The following is a 26319-nucleotide window of genomic DNA, read 5'->3' as shown; positions in this document are numbered from 1 at the left end:
AAGGCACGCCTCGCCGACGCCCGGCATGCGCTTTCGCCGCGCCGCGCGCGCCGTGCTTCACCACGCCCGCGCACGCGGCGAAAGCGCATCGCCGCCGACGCGGCCCCCCGTTGCCCTCGCCATCCCGCTGCGCGCCGAAGCGGCTGTTGTCGAGCCTTTCCTGCACGCGCGCTCGCGCGTCGTCTCCTCGTCGTCGCCCGTCCTGCGCCGGGGCGGCCAGCCCCGCTACAGTTCGAGCACGAGCCGCCCGCGCTTCGCGCGCGAGCAGCACGCCATCATCCGCGTGTTCGCCGCGCGCTCGCTCGCGCTCAGCACGCTGTCGCGATGGTCGACTTCGCCCGCGAGCACGCGCACCTCGCACGCGCCGCACAGCCCCTCCTCGCAATCGCTCTGCACGTCGACGTTCGCGGCGCGCAGCGTCGCAAGCAGCGTCCGGTTCGAGGGCACCGTCAGCGTGAGGCCCGAATCCGCCAGCTCGACTTCGAACGGCTGCTCGGCGGCCGGATCGACGCGCGGCGCGCCGGCCGCGAAATGCTCGACGCGCAGCGCGTCCGCCGGCCAGCGCGACGCGCATGCGGCCAGCGCGTCGAGCATCCGCGCCGGCCCGCACGCATAAACCTGCGTGCCGGGCGCGACATCGAGCGCGGCGAAATCGTGGCGCGCGCCTTCGTCCGATACGTGCAAGCGCAGCCGGTCGCCGTGCAGCGCGGCGAGCTCGCCGACGAACGCCATCGTTCGCCGGCTGCGCCCGCTGTAATGCAACGTGTAGTCGATGCCGCGCGCACGCGCTTCCCGCGCGATCGCACCGATCGGCGTGATGCCGATGCCGCCCGCGATCAGGACCGCACGGCGCGCATGCGCGTCGAGCCGAAAGTGATTGCGCGGCCCGCGAATCCTCACGCGCATGCCGGGCCGCAGCCGCTCGTGCATCCAGGCGGAGCCGCCCCGGCTCGCCGGCTCGCGCAGCACGGCGATCTCGTACGCGCCGCGCTCGTCCGGATCGCCGCATAGCGAATACTGACGCGAAAGGCCGGTGTCGCCGCACTCGACGTCGATGTGCGCGCCCGCGCTCCAGCGCGGCAGCGGCGCGCCGTCGGGCGCGGCGAGACGCACACGCAGAATGCCCTCGGCCACGGCCGTCACGCTGTCGACGCGCATCGCGCGCCCCGCGCCGCGCGCGCCCGATTCGCCGATCCGCACGGCCAGCGCGGACCGCCGCGCGTGCGCCCGCCGCCGCTCCGGATTCTCGGCCGGGTTCCATTCGACCCGCAGATGCTCCGGACCGCGAAACGACGTGTTCGGCACATACGTAAAGCGTTGCTCGGCAAGCCGCATGTGCGGCAGGCGACGTGTCAGCTCGTCGATGAAGATCTGCATCTCCATTCGCGCGAGATGCTTGCCCATGCATTGATGCGAGCCGTAGCCGAACGTCAGGTGATCGGCGGGATTGTCGCGATGAATGTCGAACAGGTCCGGATCGGCGAAGTGGCGCTCGTCGCGATTCGCCGACGACGTGACGATCAGCAGTTTCGCGCCGGCCGGAATCGCGACGCCGCCGACCGTCGCATCGCACGTCGCGAGCCGCCGCCACGCGGCGATCGATCCGTTGTGGCGCAGGCATTCGTCGACCGCGTTCGGGATCAGCGACGCGTCATCGCAAAGCTCGCGCCATGCGTGCGGGTGTTGCAGCAGCAGCTTCAGCGCATTCGCGGCGGCGTTCGCGGTGGTCTCGTGCGCGGCGACGATGCCCGCCATCATCATCGAATGCAGATACGAATCGGTGACGACGTCCGGATGCTCGCGCTGCATGCGGATGCCGAACTGCATCCAGCCGGGCCCCGACGGATCTTCGCGCATCTTGTCGAGCACCTTGCCCGCGTAGCGCCAGAACTGCCCGACCGCCTGCGCGACCGCAACCTGCTCCTCCGGCCGCGGACAGCCCCACGTATTGACCGTGTGCGCGATCGAGTATCGGCGCAGCGTGTCCATGTCCTCCTCGGGCACGCCGAGGAAATGCAGCGCGACCGTGAGCGGCACTTCCCACAGCATCTGGTCGACGAGATCCGCGCGACCGTCGTCGATGAAGCGGTCGACGTATTCGCGCGCGAGCCGCCGCACCATCGGCTCGTGCGCGCGCAGTGCATCGGGCGTGAAAGGCTCGATCAGCAGGCGCCGGCGCGCCATGTGCGCGGGCTCGTCCTCGTTGACGAGCGTGCGGTTCATCGCATAGCCGTACGACGCGAGCACCGCGTTCGCTTCCGCTCCCGTCGGCGTGATCTTCTCGAGCGCGATCGACGGGCTGAACGTCCGGTTGTCGCGAAAGATCGCCTTGATGTCGTCGTAGCGCGCGACGACCCAGTAGCCGAGCTTCGGGCTGTAGAACACGGGCTCCTGCTCGCGCGCCCAGCGCACGTATTCGGGCGGGTCCTGCTGATAGGCGTCGCAGAACGGATCGAACGCCGCCGCCCCGGCGCTCGCCGGGCACCCGGCCGGGCGCGGCGCGCCGGAGGGCGACGCGGCGTGAAACGGACACGGCGCGGCGAGCGAAGCCGATGCGGATGCGGATGCGGATGCGGATGCGACATTCGTCATCGCGGTCCTCCAATTGAGGAATGACGTTTTGCGTAACCCTGGTGCGCATTGCGCAATCATAGATCGGGATCAACGTGCATCGCATTCCTATCGTAGTCACGCGGGTAGTCACGCGGCCGGGGCGGCGTCCGCTCGCCGCCGGTGACACGCACTACGATCGCCGGATGACGAAAAAGGCCTCTACCCTGAAACCCGCGAAGACGATCCGCTCCCGCGCGCGCCGCACCTGAGCCGGCCGTCGACGCGCCCGCGCCGCGCGAGCGGCGGCAACGCGTGCAGGCGGCCGCCACGGGCATGGCGGTGCTCACGGGACTCGCGCGGCTCGGCTGGCGCGCGACGCTGACGGCGCTCGCGGCGCACGTCGACGAAAGCGCCGCGAAAGTGCATCGCCATCTGGCGAGCCTGATCGAGGAAGGATTCGTATCGCAGGACAGCGGCACGCGGCAGGACTACCTCGGCACCGAGGCACTGCAGATCGGCGTCGCCGCGATGCGCGAGGCCGAGCCGATCCGCGCGGCTGCGTGAGACGCTCGCGCTGACGTGCTTCATCGCGGTGATGGGCAATCGCGGGCCGACGATCCTGCGCATCGAGGAGCCGGGGCTGCCCGTGATCGTCAACGTGCGCGCGGGAGAGGTGGCCTCACTCGTTCGGACAGGTTTCTGAGATTTTTAAGTGGAACGTCCGAGGCAATCATGCGGCCGATTTGATCGCAGGCAGCGTCGCGAAGTATGCCTCATCCGGCGTCTGATCCGCCAGGCTCGAATGGGGCCGTTTCCGGTTGTACAGCTCGATGTAGTCGCCGATGGAGCGCCGAGCATGGCTGACCGACTCGTAGGCCCGCAGGTAAATCTCTTCGTACTTGATGCTGCGCCAACTTCGCACGCGAAATCGGAATGACAAAGGCGGCGAATCCCTGCTTGGGAATCAAGAAATACAGCGAGTCGGGGCGCGATGTGTACGTGGAAGATGACCTGTTCCGAAAAGTCTACGACCATGCGGATCAGCCGACACGCGACGCAATGGACCTCGCCTACCTGACTGACCAGCGACCGCAGGATACCTTGCTGCATGACGAGCGCGATATCCATGACAACTTCCTGCACATCGATCAGGGCAAGACCGGCAAGAAGCTCAGAATGGAGGTGACGGGCGAGCTTATGGCCGTGATCAATCGCATTCGCGCCCGCAAAGCCGGATACAAGATTGTCAGCACCGCGCTAGTCGTCAACGAGAAAGGCGAACGAATGACGCTCGATACTCTTCGACGACGCTTCCGCGACGCCAGAAGAAAAGCCGGCGTGCGCGACAACGAATTCCAATTTCGAGGTCTGCGGGCGAAGGCTGGCACCGACAAGACGGACAGCACGGGCGATATTCGCCAAGCACAAAGGCAGCTCGGGCACACTTCGGTCACCATGACGGAGCACTATGTTCGCAATCGCCGCGGCGACAAGGTGAAGCCGACGAAATAACGGAATTGCGGAAAAGAATGACATTTGCGGAACTGAATTGCTTCGAATCCCGATTGCGCAATTTCCCGCAACGCCTTATGGCGGAAGACAGCCGGAGTCGAACCGACCTGGCGCGGGCTGACCGCACCAACTGGGTTTGAAGCCCAGCCGCACCACCGGATACGAATGCCTTCCTGCGAGAACGGAAACGGGAGCGGACATGAAGCATGCCGTCCCGTCGAGATCCGTTGCGAACTACACACGCCCGGAACCGGGCTACTGCGAACCGATCAACAATCGGCTGTCGGCCCGCAACCAGTGAAGATCGCGGTGGAAGCGAGTATACCCAACGCGATCGAAGAACTCGAGAATTTGAATTGCCCGCTTGCGGCCGAGGCCCGTCGCATTGCGAAACGTCGCCGCGTCGAGCGAGCCGCCGCGCTCGTCCGCGAGCCGCGCGATCAATCGCGCGAGCTCCGCGATCACGTCGCGGTGATAGAACAGATCGCGCACGACCTGCTGCACGTCGCCCCGCCGCGCGAGCTTGCGCAGCAGCGCGCGCACCGCGTCCTCCGCCGCGCCCGTCGCCGCCGCGTGATCGCGCACCCACGGCGGATCGTAGCGGCCCGCCGCGACGAGCGGCAGCAAGCGCCCGGCCAACGCTTCCTCGTTCGCGTCGAAGCTCACCGCGTGCGACGGCAGATGCAGCCATGGCCCGCTGCGCGCAACCGCGCCGTCCGCGATCAGCGCGTCTGTCAGCGCGCGCCACAATGCGTCGTCCGCGAGCGGCGCCGCGATCCGGCGCAGCCGCGCGACGTCCGGCCCCTGCTCGTCCGGCGAGCGCTGGTGAAACGTCGCGAGCGCGTCGAGCGCGCGCGCGCGCAGCGCGTCCCAATGCCGGCGCGCGACGACGCGCGCTTGGTCCGCATGCTTGCCCGGCGACGCGACGTTCACCGCATCGGCGGGCAGCGTCCACGCCTGCGCCGGCAAGCCGGTCAGGTGCATCAGCGTCGCGCGCGTGATGCCGAGCGGCGCTTCGTCGAGCAGCGCGTCGAGGCGGCCTTCGTCGAGCCACGTCGCAAGCGCGTCGAGCCATGCGCGCCGCGCGCTCGTGCGCCGCTTGCGCGCGGGGCCAAACGGATCGAGCACGCGGCCGCCGCCGACCGTGCGCGTCGCCTGCGCGTTGCGCACGATGAAGCGCTCGCCCGGCACCGCGAACACCGGCTCCGAGAAATTCAGTTGCGCACGCGCGCGCTGGCCGGGCCCGAGTGCGTCGCCGTCGAGCAGCGCGACATGCGCGACGCGGTGCAGCGTGCCGAGATGCACGTGCAGCGGCGTCCAGTGCGAGATCGTCAGGTCGGCGTCCGGCGTCAGCGTCAGCTCGACGTCGATACGCGGCGACAGCGCCGCGAGCCGCGGATCGACGATCGCATCGCCGCGCGCGAGCGCCGCCTTGTCGATGCCCGCGAGGTTCAGCGCGCAGCGCTCGCCCGCATGGCCGACGTCGGTCGCGCGGTTCTGCGCATGGATGCTGCGCACGCGCACCGATTCGCCCGTGCGCGCGACGGCGAGCGTATCGCCCGTGCTCACGCGCCCCGCGAACGCGGTCCCGGTCACGACGGTGCCCTGCCCCGCGAGCGTGAACACGCGGTCGACCGCGAGCCTGAACAGGCCATCGTCGCGCCGCGCGCGCCATGCGAGCGCCGTATCGCGCAGATGCGCGTTCAGCGCGGCGACGCCCGCGTCGCCCGCCTCGGTCGCGCGCGTCTCGAAGATCGGCGCGCCGGCGAGCGGCGAGGTCGCGAGCCACGCGCGGATCTCGTCGCGCACCTGCGCGATGCGCGCCGCGTCGGCGCGATCGCATTTGGTCAGCGCGACCGCGCCGCGCGCCACGCCGAGCAATTGCAGAATCGCGAGATGCTCGCGCGTTTGCGGCATCACGCCGTCGTCGGCGGCGATCACGACGAGCGCGAAGTCGATCCCGCACGCGCCCGCCGCCATCGTATGCACGAGCTTCTCGTGGCCGGGCACGTCGATGAAGCCGAGCACGTCGCCGTTCGGCAGCGGCGTGTACGCGTAACCGAGCTCGATCGAGATGCCGCGCGCCTTCTCTTCCTTCAGCCGATCGGTGTCGACGCCCGTGAGCGCGCGCACGAGCGTCGTCTTGCCGTGATCGATGTGGCCTGCGGTTCCGACGATCATGCGGGCGTGTCCGTCGAGGCTTGCGCGCACTGCGCGACGAGCGCGGCTTCGTCGTCGGCTTCGAGGCAGCGCAGGTCGAGCCGCAGCGCGTCGTCGGCGATGCGGCCGAGCACCGGACGCGGCCAGCCGCGCAGGCGCTTCTCGAGCTGCGCGAGCGCGCGGCCGCTGCGCTTGCCGTCGCTCGCGCGCACGACGAGGCCGCAGCTCGGTAATTGATCGACGGGCAGCGCGCCGCTGCCGATCTGGCTGAACATCGGCTCGACGTTCACGACGAATGCCGCGCCGATCGCCTGTTGCAGCACCGGGCGCACGCGCTCGGCCGCCGCCGCGATGTCCGCCTGCGCGCGCGTGAGGAGCCGCAGCGTCGTCAGCCGCTCGCGCAGGAATTCCGGCGCCTGGTACAGGCGCAGCACCGGCTCGAGCGCGGCGAGCGTCAGCTTGCCGACGCGCAGCGCGCGCTTGAGCGGATGCTTCTTGATCTTCGCGATCAGATCGCGCCGCCCGACGACGAGGCCCGCCTGCGGGCCGCCGAGCAGCTTGTCGCCGCTGAACGTGACGAGGTCGGCGCCCGCTTCGACGGTCTCGCGCACCGTCGTCTCCTTCGGCAAGCCCCAGCGCGTCAGGTCGACGAGCGTGCCGCTGCCGAGATCGACGGCCACGGGCAGCCCGCGCTCGCGCGCGAGCGGCGCGAGTTCCTGCAGCGTCACTTCCTTCGTGAAGCCGCTGATCGCGTAATTGCTGCAATGCACTTTCATCAGGAGCGCGGTGCGCGGCCCGATCGCGTCCGCATAGTCCCTCAGATGCGTGCGATTCGTCGTGCCGACCTCGCGCAGCTTCGCGCCCGCGCGGCTCATGATGTCGGGAATGCGAAACGCGCCGCCGATCTCCACGAGCTCGCCGCGCGATACGATCACCTCCTTCTTCGGCGCGAGCGCGGACAGCGCGAGCAGCACGGCGGCCGCGTTGTTGTTGACGACGGTGGCGGCATCGGCGCCCGTCAGCTCGCAGACGAGCTCGTCGATCAGATCGTCGCGGTCGCCGCGGCGGCCGGTCGCGAGATCGAATTCGAGATTCATCGGCTGCGTGAGCGCCTGCACGACCGCGCGCACCGCTTCGTCCGGCAGCAGCGCGCGCCCGAGATTCGTGTGCAGCACGGTGCCCGTCAGGTTGAACACCGCGCGCAGCGCGCCCGCCGCGTCCGCCGCGAGACGCGCGCGCACGTCGGCCGCGATCCGCGCGTCGTCGAGCGCGCCGGCCGCGGCCGGATCGCGGCGCGCGGCGTCGCGCCACGCGTCGAGCGACGCGCGCACCGCGGCGAGCGCGCGCGTGCGTCCGTATTCGTCGATGAGCGGCTTCACGTCGGGCGACGACAGCACGCGCTCGACCGACGGCACGCGCGCGAGCAGCTCGTTCAGTTCGTTCGCGCCCGGTCCGCTCACGTCCGCTCTTCTCCCGCGGCGTCGGCCGGCAGGTCCGGCCACAGCAGCGGATTCGGCGACGCGCGCCGGTAGCCCGCCTCGCCCATCAGCAGATCGAGCGTGAGGCTCGCGAGATCGTCCGCGAGCGGCTCGACGTCGTAGTCCTTCTCCTGATAGCCGATCTTCCGATACGTGTGGCACTCGTCGCACGACTCGGCCTTGATCGCTTCGCTGCCGCCTTCGATCCCGTGATACGCGATCCCCTTCGTCGAATCGCAGTGCGAGCACTTCGTGCGAACCATGTGCCATTCGCTCGAGCACAGCCCGCACTGGAGGAAGCGGTAGCCCTGATACTGGCCGCCGACGCGCACGATGCTCGCCACCGGCTGCGCGCCGCACACGGGGCAAAGGCCGGGCTGCTCGAGATAAGGAACGTCGGCGGGCGCGATGCGGCTCGCGAGCGCGGTCCACACCACCTGCAACGCGGCCATCAGGAACGGCGCCGACGCCGGGTCGATTTCGGCGAAGCGCTGCGCGAGGAGCGCGTCGGCCTGCGCGTCGAGCCCCGCGGGCGCGCGCAGCCGCAGCCCGTCGATCAGCTTCGCGAGCGGCGGATTCACGAGGCCCGCGCGCTCGACGCGGTCGAGCAGGCCTTGCAGCACGTCGCGCCAGCGCGGATCGCGCTCGCCGCCGAGCGCCGGCGCGAGCGGCATCGAATGATGTTGCGCCCGCTCGATCGCGTCCCGCGCGGGCGCGTTCGGCTCGAACGTCTGCACGAGTTCGTGCTGCGCGTCGGCGACGGCCGCCATCAGCCGCAGGTAGCCCGAGATCGGGTTCAGGTCCGCGAGCTCGCGCAGCCGCGCGGCGCGCGCGGCGAACACGGCGCCGCGCTCGGGCATGCGCACGCGCGGAATGGCCGAATGATCGAGCGATGCGATTTCGCTCGGTTCGAGAATGCGTTGGGTTGGGTCAGTCACGTGAGTGCCCTAAAAAAACAAGCGCCGAATCGTCGGCGCTTTCTTGTTGTGTCTGCCGTGCGCGCGCCCGCCGGGCCGCTCATGCGGCCGGCGGGCGTCACGAGTCGCGCGGCGCGCGCGCAAAGTCCGCTTGCGCGCCGTGCGCCGGCATCGTGCGATGCGTCGCTACTTCACGCTCTCGCGAAACCACTTCGGATGGTGCTTTCTCGCCCAGCCGACGGTCACGGTGCCGCGCACCATCGCGCCGATCGAGCCCTTCACCCACAGCGCCGCGTACACGTGCACGACGATGCCGACGATCAGAACGAACGCCGCCGCCGCATGCACGACGGCCGCCGCGCGAATCACGCCGATCGGAAAGTAGAACGAGAAATAGCGCCGCCAGATCACGATCCCGGAAACGAGCAGCAACAAGAGGCACGCCACCATCGCGAAGAATAGCAGCTTCTGCCCCGCGTTATAGCGGCCCACCTCCGGCAGCTTCTCCTCGCGGTTCGCGAGCACGTCGTCCATCTGCCGCAGCCACTGGCGATCGCCCGCGTCGAGCAGGTTGTGATGCCAGTAGCGCACGGCCATCACCGCGAACGACACGAACATCACGAGGCCTGCGAACGGATGCAGAATCCGCGTCCACTGCCCGCCGCCGAACAGCGCCGTCATCCAGAACATCGACGGATGGAACAGCGCGAGCCCGGACAGCGCGAGCAGCACGAACGAGATCGCGGTGATCCAGTGGTTCGAGCGCTCGTTCGCCGTGTAGCGGACGATCAGGTTGGGGTCGTCATGCTTCATTTCGCGTCCTCCTCGATGCGGCGCGCGTCGTCGCGGGCGGCGGCTTCCTCTTCGTCCGTCACTTCGTTCGGGCCGACGCGCGTGTAGTGGAAGAAGCCGGCGAGCGCGGACAACGCGATGCCCGCGACCGCGAGCGGCTTCGCGATGCCCTTCCACAGCTTCACCATCGGGCTGATCGACGGGTTGTCGGGCAGGCCGTGATACAGCGACGGCTTGTCCGCGTGGTGCAGCACGTACATCACGTGCGTGCCGCCGACGCCCGCCGGATCGTACAGCCCCGCGTGCTCGAAGCCGCGTCCCTTCAGATCGGCGACGCGCTCGGCCGCGTGCCGCTTCATGTCGTCCTTCGTGCCGAACACGATCGCGCCCGTCGGGCAGGTCTTCACGCATGCGGGCTCCTGGCCGACCGCGACGCGGTCCGAGCACAGCGTGCACTTGTACGCGCGATTGTCCTGTTTCGAGATCCGCGGGATGTTGAACGGGCAGCCGGTCACGCAATAGCCGCAGCCGATGCAGTTCTCCTCGTGGAAATCGACGATCCCGTTGTTGTACTGAACGATCGCGCCCGGCGACGGGCACGCCTTCAGGCAGCCCGGGTCCTCGCAGTGCATGCAGCCGTCCTTGCGGATCAGCCACTCGAGGTCGCCCGCCGGGTTCTCGTATTCGGAGAAACGCATCACCGTCCACGAGTGCTCCGACAGATCGGCCGGGTTGTCGTAGACGCCCACGTTCGTGCCGACTTCGTCGCGCAGGTCGTTCCATTCCATGCAAGCCGTCTGACACGCCTTGCAGCCGATGCACTTCGACACGTCGATCAGCTTCGCGACGCTGCCCGTCACCGGCTCGCGCGCGGTGGGCGGCGGCGTCGTGGTGGCCGAGACGCGCTTGATATCGAGCGATTGCAATGCCATCTCTTTCCCCTTACGCCTTTTCGACCTTCACCAGGAACGACTTGAATTCCGGTGTGTACGAGTTGCCGTCGCCGACGGACGGAGTCAGGGTGTTCGCGAGATAGCCGGGCTTCGTCAACCCCTTGAAGCCCCAATGCAACGGAATGCCGACCGTCTGCACCTTGCGGCCGTCGACCGTCAGCGGCTTGATCCGCTTCGTGACGAGCGCGACCGCGACGATGTGCCCGCGGTTCGACGACACCTTCACGCGCTCGCCGTGCGCGACGCCGATCTCCTTCGCGAGATCCTCGCCGATCTCGACGAACTGCTCGGGCTGGATGATCGCGTTCAGCCGCGCATGCTTCGTCCAGTAATGGAAGTGCTCGGTCAGGCGATACGTCGTCGCGACGTGCGGGAACGTGTCGACCTTGCCGAACGCCGCCCGATCGTCCGGGAACACGCGGGCGGCCGGGTTGTTCAGCGCCCGCGGGTTGTTCGGATGCAGCGGGTTCGCGGCGAGCGGCGTCTCGAACGGCTCGTAGTGCTCGGGGAACGGACCTTCGTTCATCCCGGCGCGCGCGAAGAAGCGTGCGACGCCTTCCGGGTTCATGATGAACGGCCCCATGCCGGTTTCGGGCGGCTCGTCGGCCTTGTAGTCGGGAATGTCCGGGCCCGTCCACGCACGGCCGTTCCAGCCGATCAGCTTGCGCGTCGGGTCGAACGGCTTGCCGCTCACGTCGCACGACGCGCGGTTGTACAGAATCCGCCGGTTCGCGGGCCACGCCCACGCCCAGCCGAGCGTCTGGCCGATGCCCGTCGGATCGGCGTTGTCGCGCCGCGCCATCTGGTTGCCCGCTTGCGTCCACGCGCCGCAGAAGATCCAGCAGCCGCTCGACGTCGTGCCGTCGTCCTTCAGCTGCGCGAAGCCGGCGAGTTGCTCGCCCTTCTTCACGAGCGTCTTCGACGCGTCCTTCGGATCGGGCAGGTCCGCCAGCGCGCGGCCGTTGAACTCCATCGCGAGCTCTTCGGGCGTCGGGCTTTCCGGGTTCGCGTACGGCCAGCTCAGATTGACGATCGGATCGGGGTACTTGCCGCCGTCCTTCCTGTACATGTCGCGCATCCGCAGGAAGATCCCCGACATGATCTCGAGGTCGCTCTTCGCCTGGCCCGGCGGCTCCGCGCCCTGCCAGTGCCATTGCAGCACGCGGCCGGAGTTGACGAGCGAGCCGCGCTCTTCCGCGAAGCACGACGTCGGCAGCCGGAACACCTCGGTCTGGATCGTCGACGAATCGACGTCGTTGAAATCGCCGTGGTTCTTCCAGAACTCGGACGTCTCGGTCGCGAGCGGGTCCATGATCACGAGCCACTTGAGCTTCGCGAGCGCCTCGGAGGTCTTGCGCTTCGACGGCGCCGCCGCGAGCGGATTGAAGCCCTGGCAGATATAGCCGTTCATCTTGCCCGCGTGCATCAGCTCGATCGTCTGCAGCAGGTCGTACTGCTTGTCGAGCTTCGGCAGATAGTCGTAGCCCCAGTTGTTCTCGGCGCCGACCGCATCGCCCCACCAGGCTTTCATGAAGCTCACGTGGAACGCGCGGTAGTTCTTCCAGTAGCTCAGCTGGTTAGGCCGCAGCGGCTGCTGCGCGCGCTTCTGGATGTACGCGTCGAAATCCTGCTCGGCCTGCATCGGCAGCGTCATGTAGCCCGGCAGCAGGTTCGACATCAGCCCGAGGTCGGTGAGCCCCTGGATGTTCGAGTGGCCGCGCAGCGCGTTCATGCCGCCGCCCGCGATGCCGATGTTGCCGAGCAGCAGCTGCACCATCGCGCCCGTGCGGATCATCTGCGCGCCGACCGAGTGATGCGTCCAGCCGAGCGCGTACAGGATCGTGCCGGCGCGGCCGGGCACGGCCGTCGTCGCGAGCATCTCGCACACCTTGAGGAACTTGTCCTTCGGCGTGCCGCAGATCTTCTCGACCATCTCCGGCGTGTAGCGCGAGTAGTGCTGCTTGAGCAGGTTGTAGACGCAGCGCGGGTGCGCAAGCGTGTCGTCGACCTTCACGAAGCCGTCGTCGCCGCGCTCGTAGTCCCACGTCGACTTGTCCGGGTACGCGTGCTTGTCCGCGTCGTAGCCGGAATAGATGCCGTCGTCGAACGCGAAGTCCTCGCGAACGATGAACGAGAAATCCGTGTAGTGCTTGACGTACTCGTGCTGGATCTTGTCGTTCGTCAGCAGGTAGTTGATGATCCCGCCGAGGAATGCGATGTCCGTGCCGGTTCGAATCGGCGCGTAATAGTCGGCGACCGATGCGGTGCGCGTGAAGCGCGGATCGACGACGACGAGGCGCGCGTTGCGATGCGCCTTCGCTTCCGTGACCCATTTGAATCCGCAAGGGTGCGCCTCGGCGGCGTTGCCGCCCATCACGAGAATCACGTCCGCGTTCTTGATGTCGACCCAATGGTTCGTCATCGCGCCACGGCCAAACGTCGGGGCAAGACCTGCCACCGTCGGGCCATGTCAGACACGAGCCTGGTTGTCGAACGCGAGCATCCCCATGCTGCGCACGGTCTTGTGCGTCAGATAGCCGACTTCGTTGCTGCCCGCCGAAGCGGCCAGCATGCCCGTCGTGAGCCAGCGGTTGACCTTCATGCCGTCGTCCGTCGTCTCGACGAAGTTCGCGTCGCGGTCCGCCTTCATCAGCTTCGCGATCCGGTCGAGCGCGTCGCTCCACGAGATCGGCGCCCACTTGTCGGAGCCGGCCGCGCGATACTCGGGCTGCGTGAGGCGACTCGGGCTATGGATGAAGTCGATGAGGCTCGCGCCCTTCGGGCACAGCGTGCCGCGGTTGACCGGATGGTCGGGATCGCCCTCGATGTGGATGATGCTCGACGTGGCGTTTTTCGCGCCGTCGCCGAGGCTGTACATCAGTATCCCGCAACCGACCGAGCAGTAGGGGCAGGTGTTGCGGGTTTCGACAGTGCGCGCCAGCTTGTATTGGCGGACCTCGGCGAGCGCTTCGGCCGGTGAGAAGCCCATCAGGGCTAGACTCGAGCCGGCGAGCGTCGTCGCGGACAGCTTCAGGAACTGGCGCCGGGACAGTTGGAGCATGGTGGTCTCGGGCTGGTTGTATTGAAGGGGAACGGTTTGATTGGACGTCGTTGCGTTGCTGGGGTTACGAATGCGTGATTGCGGGCGGCGCGGGCGCGCGGCGCGGCGGCGACGGACCGCACTGTCTATCTATCGTCTTTCCTTTATATGACAACGTGACAGAATCGGATAGCGGAACCGTCACCAATAAGGGAAAACCATTTCTTACACGGCGCAAGGTTATCAGATCACGCGAAACCGCGGCGTGTCACGCGGGGATCGCGCGCACCGGCACAGCGGCCGCGCCGCTCGAGCCGGCGCCGTGGGCCGTGCCGCGAGCGGCGCGCCCGCGTGCCGGGAGATCGTCGCGGCCGGATTTCTCGGGCTTGCCGAAATGCCGGAATGCCTGGCTACCGGTTACGGCCTTCGGCCGGCACGGCGAGCGCCCTCTCGGCACGCCACTCCGGCACGTTTACGGCATCCGCCACGAAATATTGACGGTCGCGTCAATTTCGTCAACAACATCCCCCAGGGCGGCGCGACACAGGTGCGCGTCTGGGGAAACGTCGCCGGACAGGGCGCGGGCTACGCCGGCTACGCTCCGAACTTCATCGGCTACGACCCGGACAACCGGGCCAACAACCACGGCTGGTCGTCGACGGCCGACGTCGGCCCGACCTCGAGGACCGACCGCCGCTGCACGTCGCAAACCGTCGCGACGAGCGTCACGCGGCCGTCGGGCTCGGACATCGCGATCGCGGTGCCCGAGTATTGCGAGGCGCGCGGCGGCGTCGTGCCGAGAAACGACCGCGTGCCGGGCGCGGCGACCGTCGTCGAGCCCGTCGACCACCGGAACGCGACGCATGCGGGAGAAACGCACGTGTGGCGCGAAACGGCCGATCAGCGCGACAACGACATGCTGATCGACTCGATCAAGCTGACGTTCACGCCCGCCTATCCGAAGTGAAGCGCCGCGTCGCGGCGGCGCGCGAACGGGCGGCGCATCACGCGTCGCCCGGCTGCGTTCTCGCGGGGTTCCAGCCGAGCGCGTCGTAGAGCCGGTAGCGCGCGATGCCGAGATATTCGTGCAGCGCGAGATCGGCGAGCGAGAAGTTGTAGGCGAGCGGCAACGGGAACGACACCGCTTGCAGGTACTCGGCGCGCACGCCAATCGCGGCCACGCCGAAGTGCGCGAAATACAGCGCGCTGCGCCGCAAGTGGACGCCCGACGTCACGAGCAGCACGCGGTCCGCGCGATAGCCGGCCAGCACGGCGCGCGTGAATTGCGCGTTCTGCCACGTGTTCATGCTGCGCGGCTCGGCCAGCACGTCGGCGGCATCGATGCCGAGCCCGATCAGCGCGTCGCGATAGACGCTCGCCTCCGGCACGCCGTTGCCGCGCGCGTCGCCGCCGCTCACGACGACCTTGCAATCGGCGCCCGCGCGCGCCTTGCGGCAGCCGCGATAAAGGCTCGCCGCCTCGACCACCCGCGAATACGAAAACGTGCCGGGCTCGACCGCGCCCGTCGCGGCGATCTTCTCGGTGCCGAGGCCGAGCATCACGATCGCGTTGCGCTCGCCCCATTCGATCGCCGGGCGCGCCGCGTACGGCGCTTGCAGGTGGCGCAGCAACCACGCGGGCGCGGGGCCGCAGCCGATCGCGAAGAACGCGGCGACGGACGCGGCGAACAGCGCCCGGCTCGCACGGCGACGCTTCGCGAGCCGCAACAGCGCGGCGGCGGCGGCGACGGCCGTCAGCAGCGCGAGCGTCATGCGACGGCCGCCGGGGCGAAGGCGGCAACGGGCGAGCGTGGCCACGGGCGCGGGCGGCGAGGCGCGGCGGGCCGGGCTGCCGGGCGAATCGTTGATCGGGAGAAGCGGGGCATGGCGGCGCTCGAGCGACGAAGAGGGTCACGATTATGCGACGGGCGAACCCACGAAGCCAGCGCCGCACGCGCCGCGCGCGCTCAAAACGACGGCAACCCCGGCGGATTCGTTTCCGACTCGTCGACCGCCTCCGACAGCAGCCCCCATCGCGCGAGCGCCTGCCGGTACTTGCCGCTGCGGATCAGATCGTTGGTCGCGAGCGTGAGCGCGTCGGCGAGGCCGCTGCCCTTGCGCGTCGCGATCGCGACGTCCGCCTTGACCGGCCAGCCCGCGTTCACGTTGCCGACGCAGCGGATCTTGCCGTCGCGCGCCGCCTGGTACGCGAGCGTCGCGTTCGGATTCAGCTCGGCGTCCGCGCGCCCGGACAGCAGCGCGACGCGCGACGCGCCGTCGTCGTCGAAGTACAGCACGTCGGCCGGCCGGAGCCCCCGCGCGACGTTGCGCCGGTTCCATTCGAGCAGGATGCGCTCCTGGCTCGTCCCCGATCCGGTGATGATCCGCAATCCCGCGACGTCCTTCGGCTCGGCGATCCGCGCGATCGGGCTCGCGGCCCTCACATAGAAGCCGTGCAGGCCGAGCCGGTAGGTCGTGAAATCGAACTTCTCCTTGCGCTTCTCGGTGACGCCGACGTTCGAAATCACCGCATCGTACTTGCCGGCGCTCAGCCCGAGCGGCCAGTCGGCCCACGCGACGGGCAGAAGCGCGAGCCGCCGGCCGAGCGCGTCGGCGATCAGTTGCGCGTAGTCCGGGTCCGCGCCGACGACCGTGCGCGCGTCGGTCGCAAATGTCGCGACGGGCGGCGCGTGCGGCGCGATCGCGACGGTGAACGCGCCGTCGGCGACCCAGCGGTAGCGTCGCGCCGCGTCGGCCGCCGCCGGATCGCGCGCCGTGCGCACGCGGCCCGCCTGGCGCGGATCGAGATCGACCGCGATGCCGGCCGCGCGCGCGCCGAACGGCGCCGCGGCGAAGGCGGCCGCGAGCGTCGCCGCGCCGCCGATGAACGTGCGTCGGTCGATCATCGCGCCCGCGCCTGCGATGCGTTCGGCTCAGCGCGGCACGACGCGCGCGCGCTCGGCCACGCGATGCGGCCGCGCTTGGCGACGTCGCCGCGACCGCGGCCGCCGACCTCGGCGCGACGCGGCCCCGCATTCTCGGCCGCCGCAGACCGCGCCGCGAGCCCGGTCGGCCGGCCGCCGCCCGCAACGCTGCCTTCAACGCCGCCCGCAACGCCATCGCCGCCGCGATCCGCATCGCCGCGCCGCGTCACGCGGCGTGGAGCACCGGCGTCGCTTCGCGCAACGCCGGCACGACGACGGCCTGCGCAATCGCCGTCGCTGCCGAGCCCCGCGCCCGCCCGCCGCCGCGCCGTCATCACAGCACCTTCGACAGGAACGCGCGCGTGCGCGGATGCGCCGGCGCGCCGAGTACCTGCGCGGGCGGCCCCGCTTCGATGATCCGGCCGCGCTCCATGAACAGGACCGTGTCCGCGACCTCGCGCGCGAAGCCGATCTCGTGCGTGACGATGACGAGCGTCGTCCCCGAGCGCGCGAGCTCCTTGATCACGTCGAGCACTTCGTTGACGAGCTCCGGATCGAGCGCGGACGTCGGCTCGTCGAACAGCAGCACCTTCGGCCGCAGCGCGAGCGCCCGCGCGATCGCGACGCGCTGCTGCTGGCCGCCCGACAGCCGGCGCGGATACGCGTCGGCCTTCGCCGCGAGGCCGACGCGCGCGAGCAGCTCGCGCGCGACGCGCTCGGCTTCGGCGCGCGTCGCGCGCCCCGACGCGACGGGCGCCTCGACGACGTTCTCGAGCACGGTGAGGTGCGGGAACAGATTGAAGTTCTGAAACACCATGCCGACGTCGACGCGCCGGCGCAGCACGTCCTTCTCCTTCAGCTCGTACAGCGTGTCGCCGTCGCGGCGATAGCCGATCAGCTCGCCGTCGATGTCGATGAAGCCGCCGTCGACGCGCTCCAGGTGGTTGATCGTGCGCAGCAGCGTCGATTTGCCGGAACCGGACTGGCCGAGGATCACGGTGACGCTGCCCGCCGGCGCGACGAACGACACGTCGTCGAGCACCTTGTGCTGGCCGAAGCTCTTCGATACGCGATGGACGGCGACCTCGCCGCCGCGCCGCCCGCTCGCCCAGGCGCGCGCGGCGGCCGGCGAGCTTGCCTCGGCGCGTGCAGGCGATGCGGCGGGCGAAGCCGAGGCGTTCGGCGCGGCAAGCGTCGACGCGTCCGGGGCGTCCGGAACATTTGAAGCATTCGGCGCTTTCGTAGCCGGCCAAGCAGCGGACTCGGACGATCCCCCCCCGCCGAACGTAGCGGAAACTTCCGAAACGCCCGACGCGCCGAGCGCCGCCGCCCTCGCCCCGCCCGCCGATCCGGCCGACGCCTTTTCGCCGTGCGCGAATCCCGCGCCGAAAGCCGACGCGTCGCCGGCCGAGTGCGCGCCGTTCTCCGCGCCGCGCCTCGCCCATTTCGCCCATTTCGCCGATCTCGCGCCTCTCGCCGCGCCCGCGCCGTCCGCGCCGTCCGCGCCGTCCGCGCTGTCCGCGCTGTCCACACCGTCCGTTGCCGCTGCCGCCGCCGCCGCGTCCGCCGCGCGCCCGCGCCACCGCCACCGCGCATCCGCCAGCTTCGCGACGAACGCCGCCAGCGGCGAGCGCCCCGGATTGCGCACGGCGCCGCGCGCATAGCGACGCTCGACCTGCACCTGCACGATCGACAACACGGTCAGGATGATCAGATACCAGACCGTCGCGACCATCAGCAGCGGAATCACGTCGAGGTTGCGCCGATAGATCACCTGCACCGTGTAGAAAAGTTCCGGCATCGCGAGCACGTACACCATCGACGTGCCCTTCGCGAGCGAGATCAGATCGTTGAACGCGACGGGCAGGAACGCGCGCATCGCCTGCGGCAGCACGATGCGCGTCGCCTGCCGCGCGCGCGGCAGGCCGAGCGCGGCGGCCGCCTCGAGCTGGCCCTGATCGACCGACAGGATGCCGCCGCGAATCCCCTCGGCCGCGAACGCCGCGTGATTGAGCGTCAGGCCGAGCACCGCCGCGCAAAACGGGCTGATCAGGTCGGTGGTCGCGACGTCCGCGAACGTGATTCCGGTGAACGGCACGCCGAACCGCACGTGGTCGTACAGATAGCCGAGATTGTTGAGGATCAGCAGCAGCACGATGAGCGGAATCGAGCGGAACAGCCAGATGAACGCCCACGCGCACGCGGCGAGAAGCGGCGAGCGCGACACGCGTGCGAGCGCGAGCGGCACGCCGAGCGCGAAGCCGAACAGCGCGCCGAGGGCGGTCAGCAGCAGCGTGCGCGCAAGCCCCGACAGCACCGGCTCGGACAGGAACCATTCGGCGAAAACCGGCCAGCCCCATTGCGGATTGCCGAGCACCGAATTCAGCATGAGCGCAATCAGCACGACGGCGAGCACGGTGCCCGCCGTGCGCGCGCGATAGCGGGCCGGCACGATCCGGAAACGCGGCGCGGCGCCGCGCGCCGCAGGGATGCCTGGCGTCGGCAGCGCGCCGCCGACGGCGTGAGTGATGTCGCTCATGGTCGTGGTTCCTTGCTGAATCGATGGCGTGCCGCGCGGATGCCCGGCGCGGCGCCGCGCGCACGCGGCGAGAAACGCGCGCGGCTCGCGTCGGCGCGCCGCACAGCCGCCGTCATGCGACTTCCGCCGCCGCGTGGCGGCTTTCCTTGCGCGGCAGGCCAAGGTGATCGCGCAGCGTGCTGCCGGCGAGCGTGCGCCGGTAGCGGCCGCGCGCCTCGAGCGCCGGAATCACGAACTCGACGAAATCGTCGAGCCCCTGCGCCTGCACCGCGAAGCCGAGGATGAAGCCGTCGGCCGCGCCCGCGTCGATCCAGCGGATCAGCGCGTCGGCGACGTCTTGCGCCGCGCCGATGAACTGCGGACGCGGCGTCGCGACGGCAAGCGCCGTCTCGCGCAGCGTGAGCCCCTTCGCGCGCGCGTCGGCCTTGATGCGATCGGTCGTCGAGCGAAAGCTGTTGCGGCCGATGTCGCCGAGCGCCGGGAACGGCGCGTCGAGCGGGTACTGCGTGAAATCGTGATGGTCGAAGTAGCGGCCGAGGTACGCGAGCGCGTCGTCGATCGTCAGCAGATCGCGGATCGCGCGGTACTTGTCCTCCGCTTCGGCCGCCGTGCGCCCGACGATCGGCCCGATGCCGGGGAAGATCTTCACGTCGCCGGCACGGCGGCCGTGCGCGAGCGCGCTGTCCTTCACGCGCTGCGTGAACGCGCGCGTCTCGTCGAGCGACGGCGAATGCGTGAACACCGCGTCCGCGTACTTGCCCGCGAGCGCGATCCCCGCGTCCGACGAGCCCGCCTGAAAGATCACCGGCTGCCCCTGCGGCGAGCGCTGGATGTTCAGCGGCCCGGCGACCTGGAAGAACCGGCCCGCGTGATCGAGCGCGTGCAGCTTGTCCCGGTCGAAGAAGCGGCCGCTCGCGCGGTCGCGCACGAACGCGTCGTCGTCCCAGCTGTCCCACAGGCCCTGCGCGACGCTCAGGTATTCGTCGGCGATCTCGTAGCGCAGCTCGTGCTCCGGATGCTTCGTGCCGTAGTTCTTCGCGGTGCCTTCGAGCGGCGTCGTCACGACGTTCCAGCCGGCGCGGCCGCCGCTCAGCAGATCGAGCGACGCGAACTGCCGCGCGACCGTAAACGGCTCGCTGTACGACGTCGACACGGTGCCCGCGAGGCCGATCTTCGACGTCGCGGCCGCGAGCGCGGACAAGAGCGAGATCGGCTCGAAGCGGTTCAGGAAATGCGGGATCGACTTCTCGTTGATGTAGAGGCCGTCGGCCACGAACGCGAACGCGATGCCGTTCGCCTCCGCCTTGCGCGCGACGCGCAGCATGAAATCGAGATTGACGCTCGCGTCGGGCGGATTGCTCGGATGCCGCCACGCGTTCATGTGGCTGCCGGCGCCTTGCAGCATGATGCCGAAGGGAATCGAGGACTGGGTCATGGCGAGGATCGGTGTCGTTGGAATCGCACAAAGGCGCGCAGCCGCGGCGCGCCGCTCGAATGCTCAGGTCCGCGCGGACTGGCGGTCGCGCGCGAGCAGCTCGACGGACGCGAGCCGCGCCGGATAGTGCGTGACCGGCGAATCGACGACGAACTCGCCGACGCCGTAGCGGCGCGCGAGCGCGTCGAGCTCGCGGTGCACGTCGTGCGGCGCGCCCGCGATCACGTGCGGACGCAGCTCGTCGATCCGGTAATCGGTCGCGCCGCTCTGGCGCGCGAACTCGGCCGCCGCCTGCGCGCTGCCGAGATTGACGCTCTGGCCGCCCGCGAGCTTCAGCTTGAAGATCCGCAGCGCGCCGATGAGCCGCTCCGCCTCGCCCTTCGTCGGCGCCGCGACCGCGTACAGCGCGAGGAGCGGCGCGCGCCCGCTCGCGCTGCGGTACGCGTCGAGCGAACGCTCGACGTTGGCCTCGTCGCCGTTGAAGTGCCCGGCGTAGCAGAACTGCCAGCCGAGCCGCGCGGCGAGCGCGGCGCTCTCGGGCGAGCCGCCGAGCAGCACGCGCTCGGGCGCCACGGGCGGCACCGGCAGCGCGACCGCGCCGGCCAGCGGATGATCCTCGGCGACGCCCCAGCGCAGGAACGCGTCGAGCTCGGCGAGCTGATCGGCGAACGCGGGCTTGTGCGGCTTGTCGTGCAGCGACTGCAGCGCGCGCGTCGTCAGCGGCAAACCGCCCGGCGCCTTGCCGACGCCGAGATCGACGCGCCCCGGCGCGAGCGACGCGAGCAGCTTGAACGTCTCGGCAACCTTGAACGGGCTGTAGTGCTGAAGCATCACGCCGCCGGAGCCGACGCGAATGCGCGACGTGTGCGCGAGCACGTGCGACACGACGATCTCGGGCGCGGAGCTCGCGAGCCCCGGCGCGCCGTGGTGCTCGGCGATCCAGATGCGCCGATAGCCGAGCGCCTCGGCGCGCTGCGCGAGCGCGACCGTGAAACGCAGCGCGTCGGCCGCCGTCGCGCCTTCGGCGATCGGGCTCTTGTCCAGCAGCGATAACGAATAAGACATGGCGGGTGCGAATGCTGGCTACGGGAAATGAATCGGGAAAACGGACGATGCGGTGACGCGATGCAAGCGTCCGGCTCTGCGGCCCGGCGCGCCCGCGCGATCGGACGGCTTCGCCGAACGGTTTCGCATGGACGGCTGCGCCGGATTTCGCATGGGCGGCTGCGCCGAACCGCCTTGCCGGACGGCTTCACCGCGCGACTTCGTCAATCAACGCCACGGCGCGACACGATGAAGCGGCTTCGCGTGGCGGAGGCCGTTCTGTTCGCGTCGCGCCGGCGTCGCGCGTGTCGCTGGCGTCGCGCGTGTTCGTCGAGCTTCGCGAACGGCCGTCGCGCAGGCATCGCGCATCACGTCTTCGGCAAGCCCGGCGGATTCGTCCGAGACGCGTCGATCGCCTCGGAACCGAGACTCCAGCGGTCGAGCACGCGGCGGTACGCGCCGTTCCTGATGAAATCGTTGATCGCGATCGTGAACGGCTCGGCGAGGCCGCTGCCCCTGCGCGTCGTGACCGCGATGTCCGCCGTGCGCGGCCAGCCGCCGCTCACGGCGCCGACGAGCTTCGTCCGGTGCTGCTGCGCGGCCTGGTACGCGAGCACCGAGTTCACGCTGAAGATCGCGTCCGCGCGGCCCGCCTGCAGCGCGACGTTCTTCACCGCGTGATCGTCGTAATACTGGACCGTGACGGGCTTGAGCCCGTGCGCGACGTTCTCGCGATCCCATTCGAGCAGGATCTTTTCCTGGTTGGTGCCGGCGTCGGTGATCACGCGCAGGCCCGCGACGTCCTTCGGCTCCTTGATCGACGCGATCTTGCTGTCGGACTTCACGTAGAAGCCGACCTGATCCTTGCGATACGTCGAGAAATCGAACTTCGCCTTGCGCTCCTCGGTCACGGTCACGTTCGACAGCACCGCGTCGACGCGGCCCGATTCGAGCGCGAGCGGCCAGTCGGCCCACGCGAGCGCGACGATCTTCAGCTTGCGGCCGAGGCTGTCGGCGAGCAGTTGCGCGAGATCGGCGTCGAAGCCGACGACGGTGCGCGCATCGGTCGCGTACGAACTGATGGGCGGCTGGCTCGGCGCGATGCCGATGGTCAGCGCGTCGGGCTCGGCGAACTTGAACGCTGCGGGCAGCGCGCGGATCACGGTCTCGTCGCGCGCGCCGCGCACGCGGCCCGGCTGCCCGGGGCTCAGATCGAACGTGACGGCGAACGCCGCCGCGCTCGCGCCGATCAGCACGGCGGCGGCCACCGCGCGCGCGGCGGATCGGACGAATGGCTTCGTGTATTGCAATGTCATCGACGATTCCTGTTGGTGGCGAATGTGGTGTCGTTTTCGATGCGACATGCCGGTGTGAGCCGCGGGCCGCGCATCGCGTCATTCGACCGGCGCGGCCGGCACGGGCGCGCGCAGGTCGCCGAGCGTGTCGGCGCGGCGCGGCTCGATCAGATCCTTGCCGAACGGCAGATGCACGTAGATCTCGGGGTCGACGTCGCGATCGAACAGCGCCGCGTAACCGGCGTCGAGATACAGCGCCCATGCCTCCGGCTGCCGGAAGCCCGTCGTCAGATAGACGCGCCGATAGCCTTGCCGCGCCGCGCGCAGCTCGAGTTCGCGGACCACGCGCCGCGCGAGCCCCTGGCGCCGCAGATCGGCGCGCGTCCAGATCCGCTTGAGCTCCGCCGTCTGCGCGTCGTAGCGCTTGAAGGCGCCGCCGCCGATCGTCTCGCCGTCGCGGATCAGCAGGATGAACGCGCCTTCGGGCGGCGCGAACAGCTCGGCCGGATAGCGCGCGAGCTCCGCTTCCGCGGACGCGAGGCTGTCGGGCCGATACGCGCGGTAGCGCGCCGCGTATTCGTCGATCAGCGCGTCGATCAGTGGCTTCGCGCGCGCGTCGTGCGGCGCGGTGTCGATAATGCTGTCGGTCATGGCGAGGTCGTCGGAGGCGAACGGTCGCGCGCGGCCGGCGCCGCCGGCATGACGGCTCGCCGCCTTCGGCGCGCCCGTTCGTTCTGCGGAACAAGGGCAGCGGCGTGTTCGTCGCGTTCGGACGCGCGCCCGTGTCGCCCGGCGCGCGCTCGTCGCGACGTCATCCCGCTGCCATGTCCGTCACCTTAGCGTTTCGACTCGCAAAGGCTAACCAAGCAATTTCGATATCGATATCGGCGGCCGCGTAGCAAGGATTTCGGGGAAGCGGACAGCGCCGGCGCGAGCCCGTGCGACGTGGCGCGCGGCGGGCGAAACCGGGCCGGCGTCGAAGAAAGCGCCATTGGAAAGACGCATGGCGCGTGGCCGACGCGCGCGGCGCGCCATGATCCGGCGATGCGACCGGCCGGGCACGGCAGCGATGCCGGCCACCGACCATCCGGCGCGTCAGCGTTGCGGCGCGAACGGCGCGAAGAGCGCTTCGCCGCGCACGGACGAACGCCGTCCGCTCGCGGCGCCGGAAAAATCCGGCGCGCTCACGCCCGCCCTTCGATCCGCTCCGATGTCGCGTGCGCCGCGCGGCGCGCGCGTCACCGACGCCCTGCGTCGGCGTGCGCGGCGGCCCCCGCCGCGACGTCGACGGCGGCGGTCCGGCCCGGCAGCGCGGATCGCGCTCTGTCCGGCCCCAGAAAGAACGAATCGGCGTTCCACCAGTCGACGCCGAGTTCCCTCGCCTTATCGACGGAGCAGACCAGCAGCCGGATGCGGATCGTCAGAAGCTCGACGTCGACCAGATTGATGCGGATGTCTCCGGTAATGACGACGCCCTTGTCGAGCACGCGCTCGAGCAGATCGGCCACGGTCGTACTGGAAACGCTGTGCGGCGGCGAAGCGGTGCGTGGCTGGCTCATTGGATGGGCTCTCAAAAAAGACGGCCGAGCGGGCCGAGATCGAGATTCAGATCGGCATCGGTGAAGCCGAACTGCCCGGCGAGCCGCTCGATCTCCTCGGCCTGCCGCATCAGCGCGAGCCCCAACCGCTCGATTTCGTCATCGTTCAGGCTGCCGGCCTCGATTCGCCGCAACGCCTGCCGTTCGAGCAGTTCGTGCAAGAGCTTCATCAGCGCCAGAACGAGCTTCGCGAGGCCGTTGCCCGCGGAAGCGGCCGCGACGTCGACGCGTTGCGTCGCGCGTGGCGGCGGCGCCTGTTGCTGCGCCAGCGCTTGTTCCAGCGCGGCGGCGAGTGCGGCGGCGTTCGATACCGCCGCCGCGTGCGGCGCATTCATCGGCATTCCTCTTCGCGTGACATCGCGCGGCCGGCCAACGCGGTTTCCACCGAAGTCAGAAGGAGGCGCAGATGCAAATAGAGCAGATCGACGTCGGCTACCGACACGACCACCTGCGCGGAAATCACCGCGCCCTTGTTGAGAATCCGGTCCAGCGACTCGCACAGCGACAGCCGCTGCGCGAGCTCGGCCGGCACGGGTTCGCCGTCCGCGCTGCGCACGGCATGAAACGGCGGCGAGCAAGGCGATGTCACGGCGTTTCCAGGCTGTCCAGGCGATCGAGCAACGCCCGCTCGCGCGACTCGAATTCGGCCTCGTCGATCTGGCCGAATTCGAGTTCGCGATAGAGCTCGACGAGCGCCGCCTTGGTCGTCTCGATGTCGGCGATCGTCTCGTCCTCGGCGGCCTGCGCGATCTCCTCGAAAATCCAGAACATGCCCTTGATCGGCGCGGCGAGCAGGTTATCGAGAATGAACATGGCACCCTTCACAGACTCATGTTGAGATTGACGAAATGGTGAGGCGGGCACGGTCCGCTGTATTTCAGCGTCAGCGAATCGTCGAGAACGCGCGACGCGGCGGCCACGCCCGACTCGAACCGGCCGAGCTCGGCGTTTCGCACGAGGCAGGTCAAGCGCAGGATTTCCGTCTCGTGCCGCAGCGGATCGCGCCGGATCTCCTTGCAGCACGCGTCGAGCGCCTCGTCCACGCTTGCCGCATGGCGCGCCCGCTCTTCGTTCAGCACGCGCTCGAAGCGGCTGCCCAACTCGATCTTGTCGTCGCGCGTGGCCGCGCCGCCGAGCGCCAGCATGGCGTCGCGCGCGGCCTTCAGATCGGGGCGAACGTCGATCAGATGGCGAAAGAGATCCGGCACGTCCCAGTTCAGGCGCACGCTCATTTCCACGTGGCCCACGAGCCGCGCGAGTTCGCCGGCGAGCGCCGTCCGGTGCTTCTTGAGCATCCTGCGCAGCGCGACTTCGCTCGTCGCGATCGTGCCGAACGCCACCGGCAGCACGGTGCCGGCGGCCGCGAGGCTCTGGATCACCGTGTGATGAGCGAGCAAGTGGCGCCGCTCGGGACGGACCTTCGCGAGCCCCGTATCGCTGACGATCACCGCGACATCGCCGTCGGTCAGTGCATGGACGGCCGTTCCGCCTATCCCGGGCGGAAGGCTCGGCGGCACGTCCCGCGCATGCTGGACGCCGTACAGATAGCGGGCGCCGCTATGGCTGGTCATGCTGCACCTCGCGCGAGGCCGGCTTGCGCATGGCGGGCTGCGCGCCGTGAGGCACGATCACGGAGGCTTCCTGGAGACGGACGGACTCGACGCAGCCTTCGACGATGTCCACCATCAGCAGCGAATGGCAAACCCAGCAACGCAGCGCGCCGTGGTATCGGGCGTACGAATCGTCGTCGACCTCGATCTGGTGCCCGCAGGAAATGCAGTTGATATGCATGATGTCCCTCTCAATATCGGATCTGGAACGATCCGCGGATGTCGCCCGTCTGAGGCGCTTCGTTTTCGATCGCCGCATGCAGCCTGGCCTTTTCCCGGTCCAGATCGGCGATCCGGCCATCGACGGCGGCGATGCGCCGCAGCGCGGCTTGCCGCTCGATGTTCCGCCGGCTTTTCTCCATTTCGATGCACGAAATCCGCATGTACATGCTGTGCACCGGCATCGGCGTCATGCCGGGCGTATGTCGAGCACGAATGTCGTGCACCCCTTTTCTCGGAATCGGCATGAT

Annotated in this window: 23 protein-coding genes, 1 tRNA gene and 2 pseudogenes; 3 read left to right on the top strand and 23 right to left on the bottom strand. The window is 69.4% G+C overall.

Going from position 1 to position 26319, the window contains the following annotated elements; genetic code table 11:
• Nucleotides 1–225: 225 nt before the first annotated feature.
• The gene (locus WS91_RS14460) at nt 226–2592 is read right to left on the bottom strand and encodes a cytochrome P450/oxidoreductase (RefSeq protein WP_059670463.1); all 2367 of its coding nucleotides are present in this window, start codon (nt 2590–2592) and stop codon (nt 226–228) included.
• Between the two features lie 164 nt (nt 2593–2756).
• Here WS91_RS14460 and WS91_RS14455 point away from each other — a divergent pair.
• A pseudogene (locus WS91_RS14455) lies at nt 2757–3241 on the top strand (helix-turn-helix domain-containing protein); the annotation flags it as partial.
• Nucleotides 3242–3283: 42 nt separating this feature from the next.
• Here WS91_RS14455 and WS91_RS14450 read toward each other — a convergent pair.
• Nucleotides 3284–3481 (bottom strand): annotated as a pseudogene (locus WS91_RS14450) (integrase core domain-containing protein); the annotation flags it as partial.
• A gap of 29 nt (nt 3482–3510) precedes the next feature.
• On the opposite strand from WS91_RS14450, the gene WS91_RS14445 reads away from it, so the two are divergent.
• Nucleotides 3511–4065, top strand: coding sequence for a tyrosine-type recombinase/integrase (locus WS91_RS14445; RefSeq protein WP_226377280.1), 555 nt, complete (start codon nt 3511–3513; stop codon nt 4063–4065).
• A gap of 78 nt (nt 4066–4143) precedes the next feature.
• On the opposite strand, the gene WS91_RS35860 is transcribed toward WS91_RS14445, so the two are convergent.
• From WS91_RS35860 to fdnG, 7 genes are all read right to left on the bottom strand, one after another.
• Nucleotides 4144–4239, bottom strand: a tRNA-Sec gene (locus WS91_RS35860).
• 81 nt (nt 4240–4320) lie between these two features.
• A complete protein-coding gene (gene selB / locus WS91_RS14440; RefSeq protein ID WP_059670462.1) occupies nt 4321–6246 on the bottom strand; it encodes a selenocysteine-specific translation elongation factor in 1926 nt (641 codons plus the stop codon).
• On the bottom strand, nt 6243–7685 hold the full coding sequence (gene selA / locus WS91_RS14435; RefSeq protein WP_059670461.1) for an L-seryl-tRNA(Sec) selenium transferase: 1443 nt from the start codon (nt 7683–7685) through the stop codon (nt 6243–6245). Before selA ends, selB begins: the two co-directional genes overlap by 4 nt.
• Nucleotides 7682–8641 carry a formate dehydrogenase accessory protein FdhE gene (gene fdhE, locus WS91_RS14430; RefSeq protein WP_038743646.1) on the bottom strand — a complete coding sequence of 320 codons (960 nt, stop codon included), beginning with the start codon at nt 8639–8641 and terminating at the stop codon, nt 7682–7684. The genes selA and fdhE overlap by 4 nt, the downstream gene beginning before the upstream one ends.
• Before the next feature lie 165 nt (nt 8642–8806).
• On the bottom strand, nt 8807–9433 hold the full coding sequence (locus WS91_RS14425; RefSeq protein WP_038743643.1) for a formate dehydrogenase subunit gamma: 627 nt from the start codon (nt 9431–9433) through the stop codon (nt 8807–8809).
• On the bottom strand, nt 9430–10344 hold the full coding sequence (gene fdxH, locus WS91_RS14420; protein WP_038743641.1) for a formate dehydrogenase subunit beta: 915 nt from the start codon (nt 10342–10344) through the stop codon (nt 9430–9432). The genes WS91_RS14425 and fdxH overlap by 4 nt, the downstream gene beginning before the upstream one ends.
• Nucleotides 10345–10354: 10 nt before the next feature.
• Nucleotides 10355–13426 carry a formate dehydrogenase-N subunit alpha gene (gene fdnG / locus WS91_RS14415; protein ID WP_082717702.1) on the bottom strand — a complete coding sequence of 1024 codons (3072 nt, stop codon included), beginning with the start codon at nt 13424–13426 and terminating at the stop codon, nt 10355–10357.
• A 526-nt stretch (nt 13427–13952) separates the two neighbouring features.
• Here fdnG and WS91_RS37340 point away from each other — a divergent pair.
• Nucleotides 13953–14372, top strand: a complete 420-nt coding sequence (locus WS91_RS37340) for a hypothetical protein (RefSeq protein ID WP_231752027.1) — start codon at nt 13953–13955, stop codon at nt 14370–14372.
• Between the two features lie 37 nt (nt 14373–14409).
• Here the strand turns inward: WS91_RS37340 and WS91_RS14395 are convergent, their stop codons facing one another.
• The 14 genes from WS91_RS14395 to WS91_RS14320 all read right to left on the bottom strand — a co-directional run bounded on the left by WS91_RS14395 (nt 14410) and on the right by WS91_RS14320 (nt 26316).
• A complete protein-coding gene (locus WS91_RS14395; protein ID WP_059647595.1) occupies nt 14410–15177 on the bottom strand; it encodes a YdcF family protein in 768 nt (255 codons plus the stop codon).
• A 194-nt stretch (nt 15178–15371) separates the two neighbouring features.
• Nucleotides 15372–16310, bottom strand: a complete 939-nt coding sequence (locus WS91_RS14390) for an ABC transporter substrate-binding protein (protein ID WP_038743882.1) — start codon at nt 16308–16310, stop codon at nt 15372–15374.
• Nucleotides 16311–16662: 352 nt separating this feature from the next.
• Nucleotides 16663–18867 carry an amino acid ABC transporter permease/ATP-binding protein gene (locus WS91_RS37335; protein ID WP_231752026.1) on the bottom strand — a complete coding sequence of 735 codons (2205 nt, stop codon included), beginning with the start codon at nt 18865–18867 and terminating at the stop codon, nt 16663–16665.
• 112 nt (nt 18868–18979) lie between these two features.
• On the bottom strand, nt 18980–20302 hold the full coding sequence (locus WS91_RS14370; protein WP_059670460.1) for an LLM class flavin-dependent oxidoreductase: 1323 nt from the start codon (nt 20300–20302) through the stop codon (nt 18980–18982).
• 63 nt (nt 20303–20365) lie between these two features.
• Nucleotides 20366–21367: an LLM class flavin-dependent oxidoreductase gene (locus WS91_RS14365; protein ID WP_059670459.1), complete on the bottom strand. Its 1002-nt coding sequence runs from the start codon at nt 21365–21367 to the stop codon at nt 20366–20368.
• A 347-nt stretch (nt 21368–21714) separates the two neighbouring features.
• Nucleotides 21715–22662: an ABC transporter substrate-binding protein gene (locus tag WS91_RS14360; RefSeq protein ID WP_052144977.1), complete on the bottom strand. Its 948-nt coding sequence runs from the start codon at nt 22660–22662 to the stop codon at nt 21715–21717.
• 78 nt (nt 22663–22740) lie between these two features.
• Nucleotides 22741–23292 (bottom strand): GNAT family N-acetyltransferase, encoded by a 552-nt coding sequence (locus WS91_RS14355; RefSeq protein ID WP_038743627.1) that lies wholly within the window; start codon nt 23290–23292, stop codon nt 22741–22743.
• Nucleotides 23293–23879: 587 nt separating this feature from the next.
• On the bottom strand, nt 23880–24200 hold the full coding sequence (locus WS91_RS14350) for a gas vesicle protein (protein WP_038743625.1): 321 nt from the start codon (nt 24198–24200) through the stop codon (nt 23880–23882).
• An 11-nt stretch (nt 24201–24211) separates the two neighbouring features.
• Nucleotides 24212–24574 (bottom strand): gas vesicle protein K, encoded by a 363-nt coding sequence (locus tag WS91_RS14345; protein ID WP_038743874.1) that lies wholly within the window; start codon nt 24572–24574, stop codon nt 24212–24214.
• A complete protein-coding gene (locus WS91_RS14340) occupies nt 24571–24828 on the bottom strand; it encodes a gas vesicle protein (RefSeq protein ID WP_226377278.1) in 258 nt (85 codons plus the stop codon). Before WS91_RS14340 ends, WS91_RS14345 begins: the two co-directional genes overlap by 4 nt.
• Nucleotides 24825–25052 (bottom strand): gas vesicle protein GvpG, encoded by a 228-nt coding sequence (locus tag WS91_RS14335; RefSeq protein WP_059670458.1) that lies wholly within the window; start codon nt 25050–25052, stop codon nt 24825–24827. Before WS91_RS14335 ends, WS91_RS14340 begins: the two co-directional genes overlap by 4 nt.
• Before the next feature lie 8 nt (nt 25053–25060).
• Nucleotides 25061–25810, bottom strand: coding sequence for a GvpL/GvpF family gas vesicle protein (locus WS91_RS14330; protein WP_059576212.1), 750 nt, complete (start codon nt 25808–25810; stop codon nt 25061–25063).
• A complete protein-coding gene (locus WS91_RS14325; RefSeq protein WP_038743616.1) occupies nt 25797–26030 on the bottom strand; it encodes a hypothetical protein in 234 nt (77 codons plus the stop codon). The genes WS91_RS14330 and WS91_RS14325 overlap by 14 nt, the downstream gene beginning before the upstream one ends.
• Nucleotides 26031–26040: 10 nt before the next feature.
• Entirely contained in the window at nt 26041–26316 is a 276-nt protein-coding gene (locus WS91_RS14320; RefSeq protein WP_038743613.1) for a hypothetical protein, read from the bottom strand.
• Nucleotides 26317–26319: the final 3 nt, after the last annotated feature.

It is taken from the genome of Burkholderia sp. MSMB1498, from assembly GCF_001526245.1.
GTDB classification, from domain to species: Bacteria; Pseudomonadota; Gammaproteobacteria; order Burkholderiales; family Burkholderiaceae; genus Burkholderia; species Burkholderia savannae.
The sequence above is the reverse complement of the archived record's forward strand: the minus strand, read 5'-3'. Positions and strand labels throughout refer to the sequence as shown.

What these genes read in the sequence shown, in the direction of transcription:
- WS91_RS14460 (WP_059670463.1), bottom strand. Translation starts at nt 2,592, where the DNA reads ATGACGAATGTCGCATCCGCATCCGCATCCGCATCCGCATCGGCTTCG.
- selB (WP_059670462.1), bottom strand. Translation starts at nt 6,246, where the DNA reads ATGATCGTCGGAACCGCAGGCCACATCGATCACGGCAAGACGACGCTC.
- WS91_RS14425 (WP_038743643.1), bottom strand. Translation starts at nt 9,433, where the DNA reads ATGAAGCATGACGACCCCAACCTGATCGTCCGCTACACGGCGAACGAG.
- fdxH (WP_038743641.1), bottom strand. Translation starts at nt 10,344, where the DNA reads ATGGCATTGCAATCGCTCGATATCAAGCGCGTCTCGGCCACCACGACG.
- WS91_RS14395 (WP_059647595.1), bottom strand. Translation starts at nt 15,177, where the DNA reads ATGACGCTCGCGCTGCTGACGGCCGTCGCCGCCGCCGCCGCGCTGTTG.
- WS91_RS14390 (WP_038743882.1), bottom strand. Translation starts at nt 16,310, where the DNA reads ATGATCGACCGACGCACGTTCATCGGCGGCGCGGCGACGCTCGCGGCC.
- WS91_RS37335 (WP_231752026.1), bottom strand. Translation starts at nt 18,867, where the DNA reads ATGAGCGACATCACTCACGCCGTCGGCGGCGCGCTGCCGACGCCAGGC.
- WS91_RS14370 (WP_059670460.1), bottom strand. Translation starts at nt 20,302, where the DNA reads ATGACCCAGTCCTCGATTCCCTTCGGCATCATGCTGCAAGGCGCCGGC.
- WS91_RS14365 (WP_059670459.1), bottom strand. Translation starts at nt 21,367, where the DNA reads ATGTCTTATTCGTTATCGCTGCTGGACAAGAGCCCGATCGCCGAAGGC.
- WS91_RS14360 (WP_052144977.1), bottom strand. Translation starts at nt 22,662, where the DNA reads ATGACATTGCAATACACGAAGCCATTCGTCCGATCCGCCGCGCGCGCG.
- WS91_RS14355 (WP_038743627.1), bottom strand. Translation starts at nt 23,292, where the DNA reads ATGACCGACAGCATTATCGACACCGCGCCGCACGACGCGCGCGCGAAG.
- WS91_RS14350 (WP_038743625.1), bottom strand. Translation starts at nt 24,200, where the DNA reads ATGAGCCAGCCACGCACCGCTTCGCCGCCGCACAGCGTTTCCAGTACG.
- WS91_RS14345 (WP_038743874.1), bottom strand. Translation starts at nt 24,574, where the DNA reads ATGAATGCGCCGCACGCGGCGGCGGTATCGAACGCCGCCGCACTCGCC.
- WS91_RS14335 (WP_059670458.1), bottom strand. Translation starts at nt 25,052, where the DNA reads ATGTTCATTCTCGATAACCTGCTCGCCGCGCCGATCAAGGGCATGTTC.
- WS91_RS14330 (WP_059576212.1), bottom strand. Translation starts at nt 25,810, where the DNA reads ATGACCAGCCATAGCGGCGCCCGCTATCTGTACGGCGTCCAGCATGCG.
- WS91_RS14325 (WP_038743616.1), bottom strand. Translation starts at nt 26,030, where the DNA reads ATGCATATCAACTGCATTTCCTGCGGGCACCAGATCGAGGTCGACGAC.
- WS91_RS14320 (WP_038743613.1), bottom strand. Translation starts at nt 26,316, where the DNA reads ATGCCGATTCCGAGAAAAGGGGTGCACGACATTCGTGCTCGACATACG.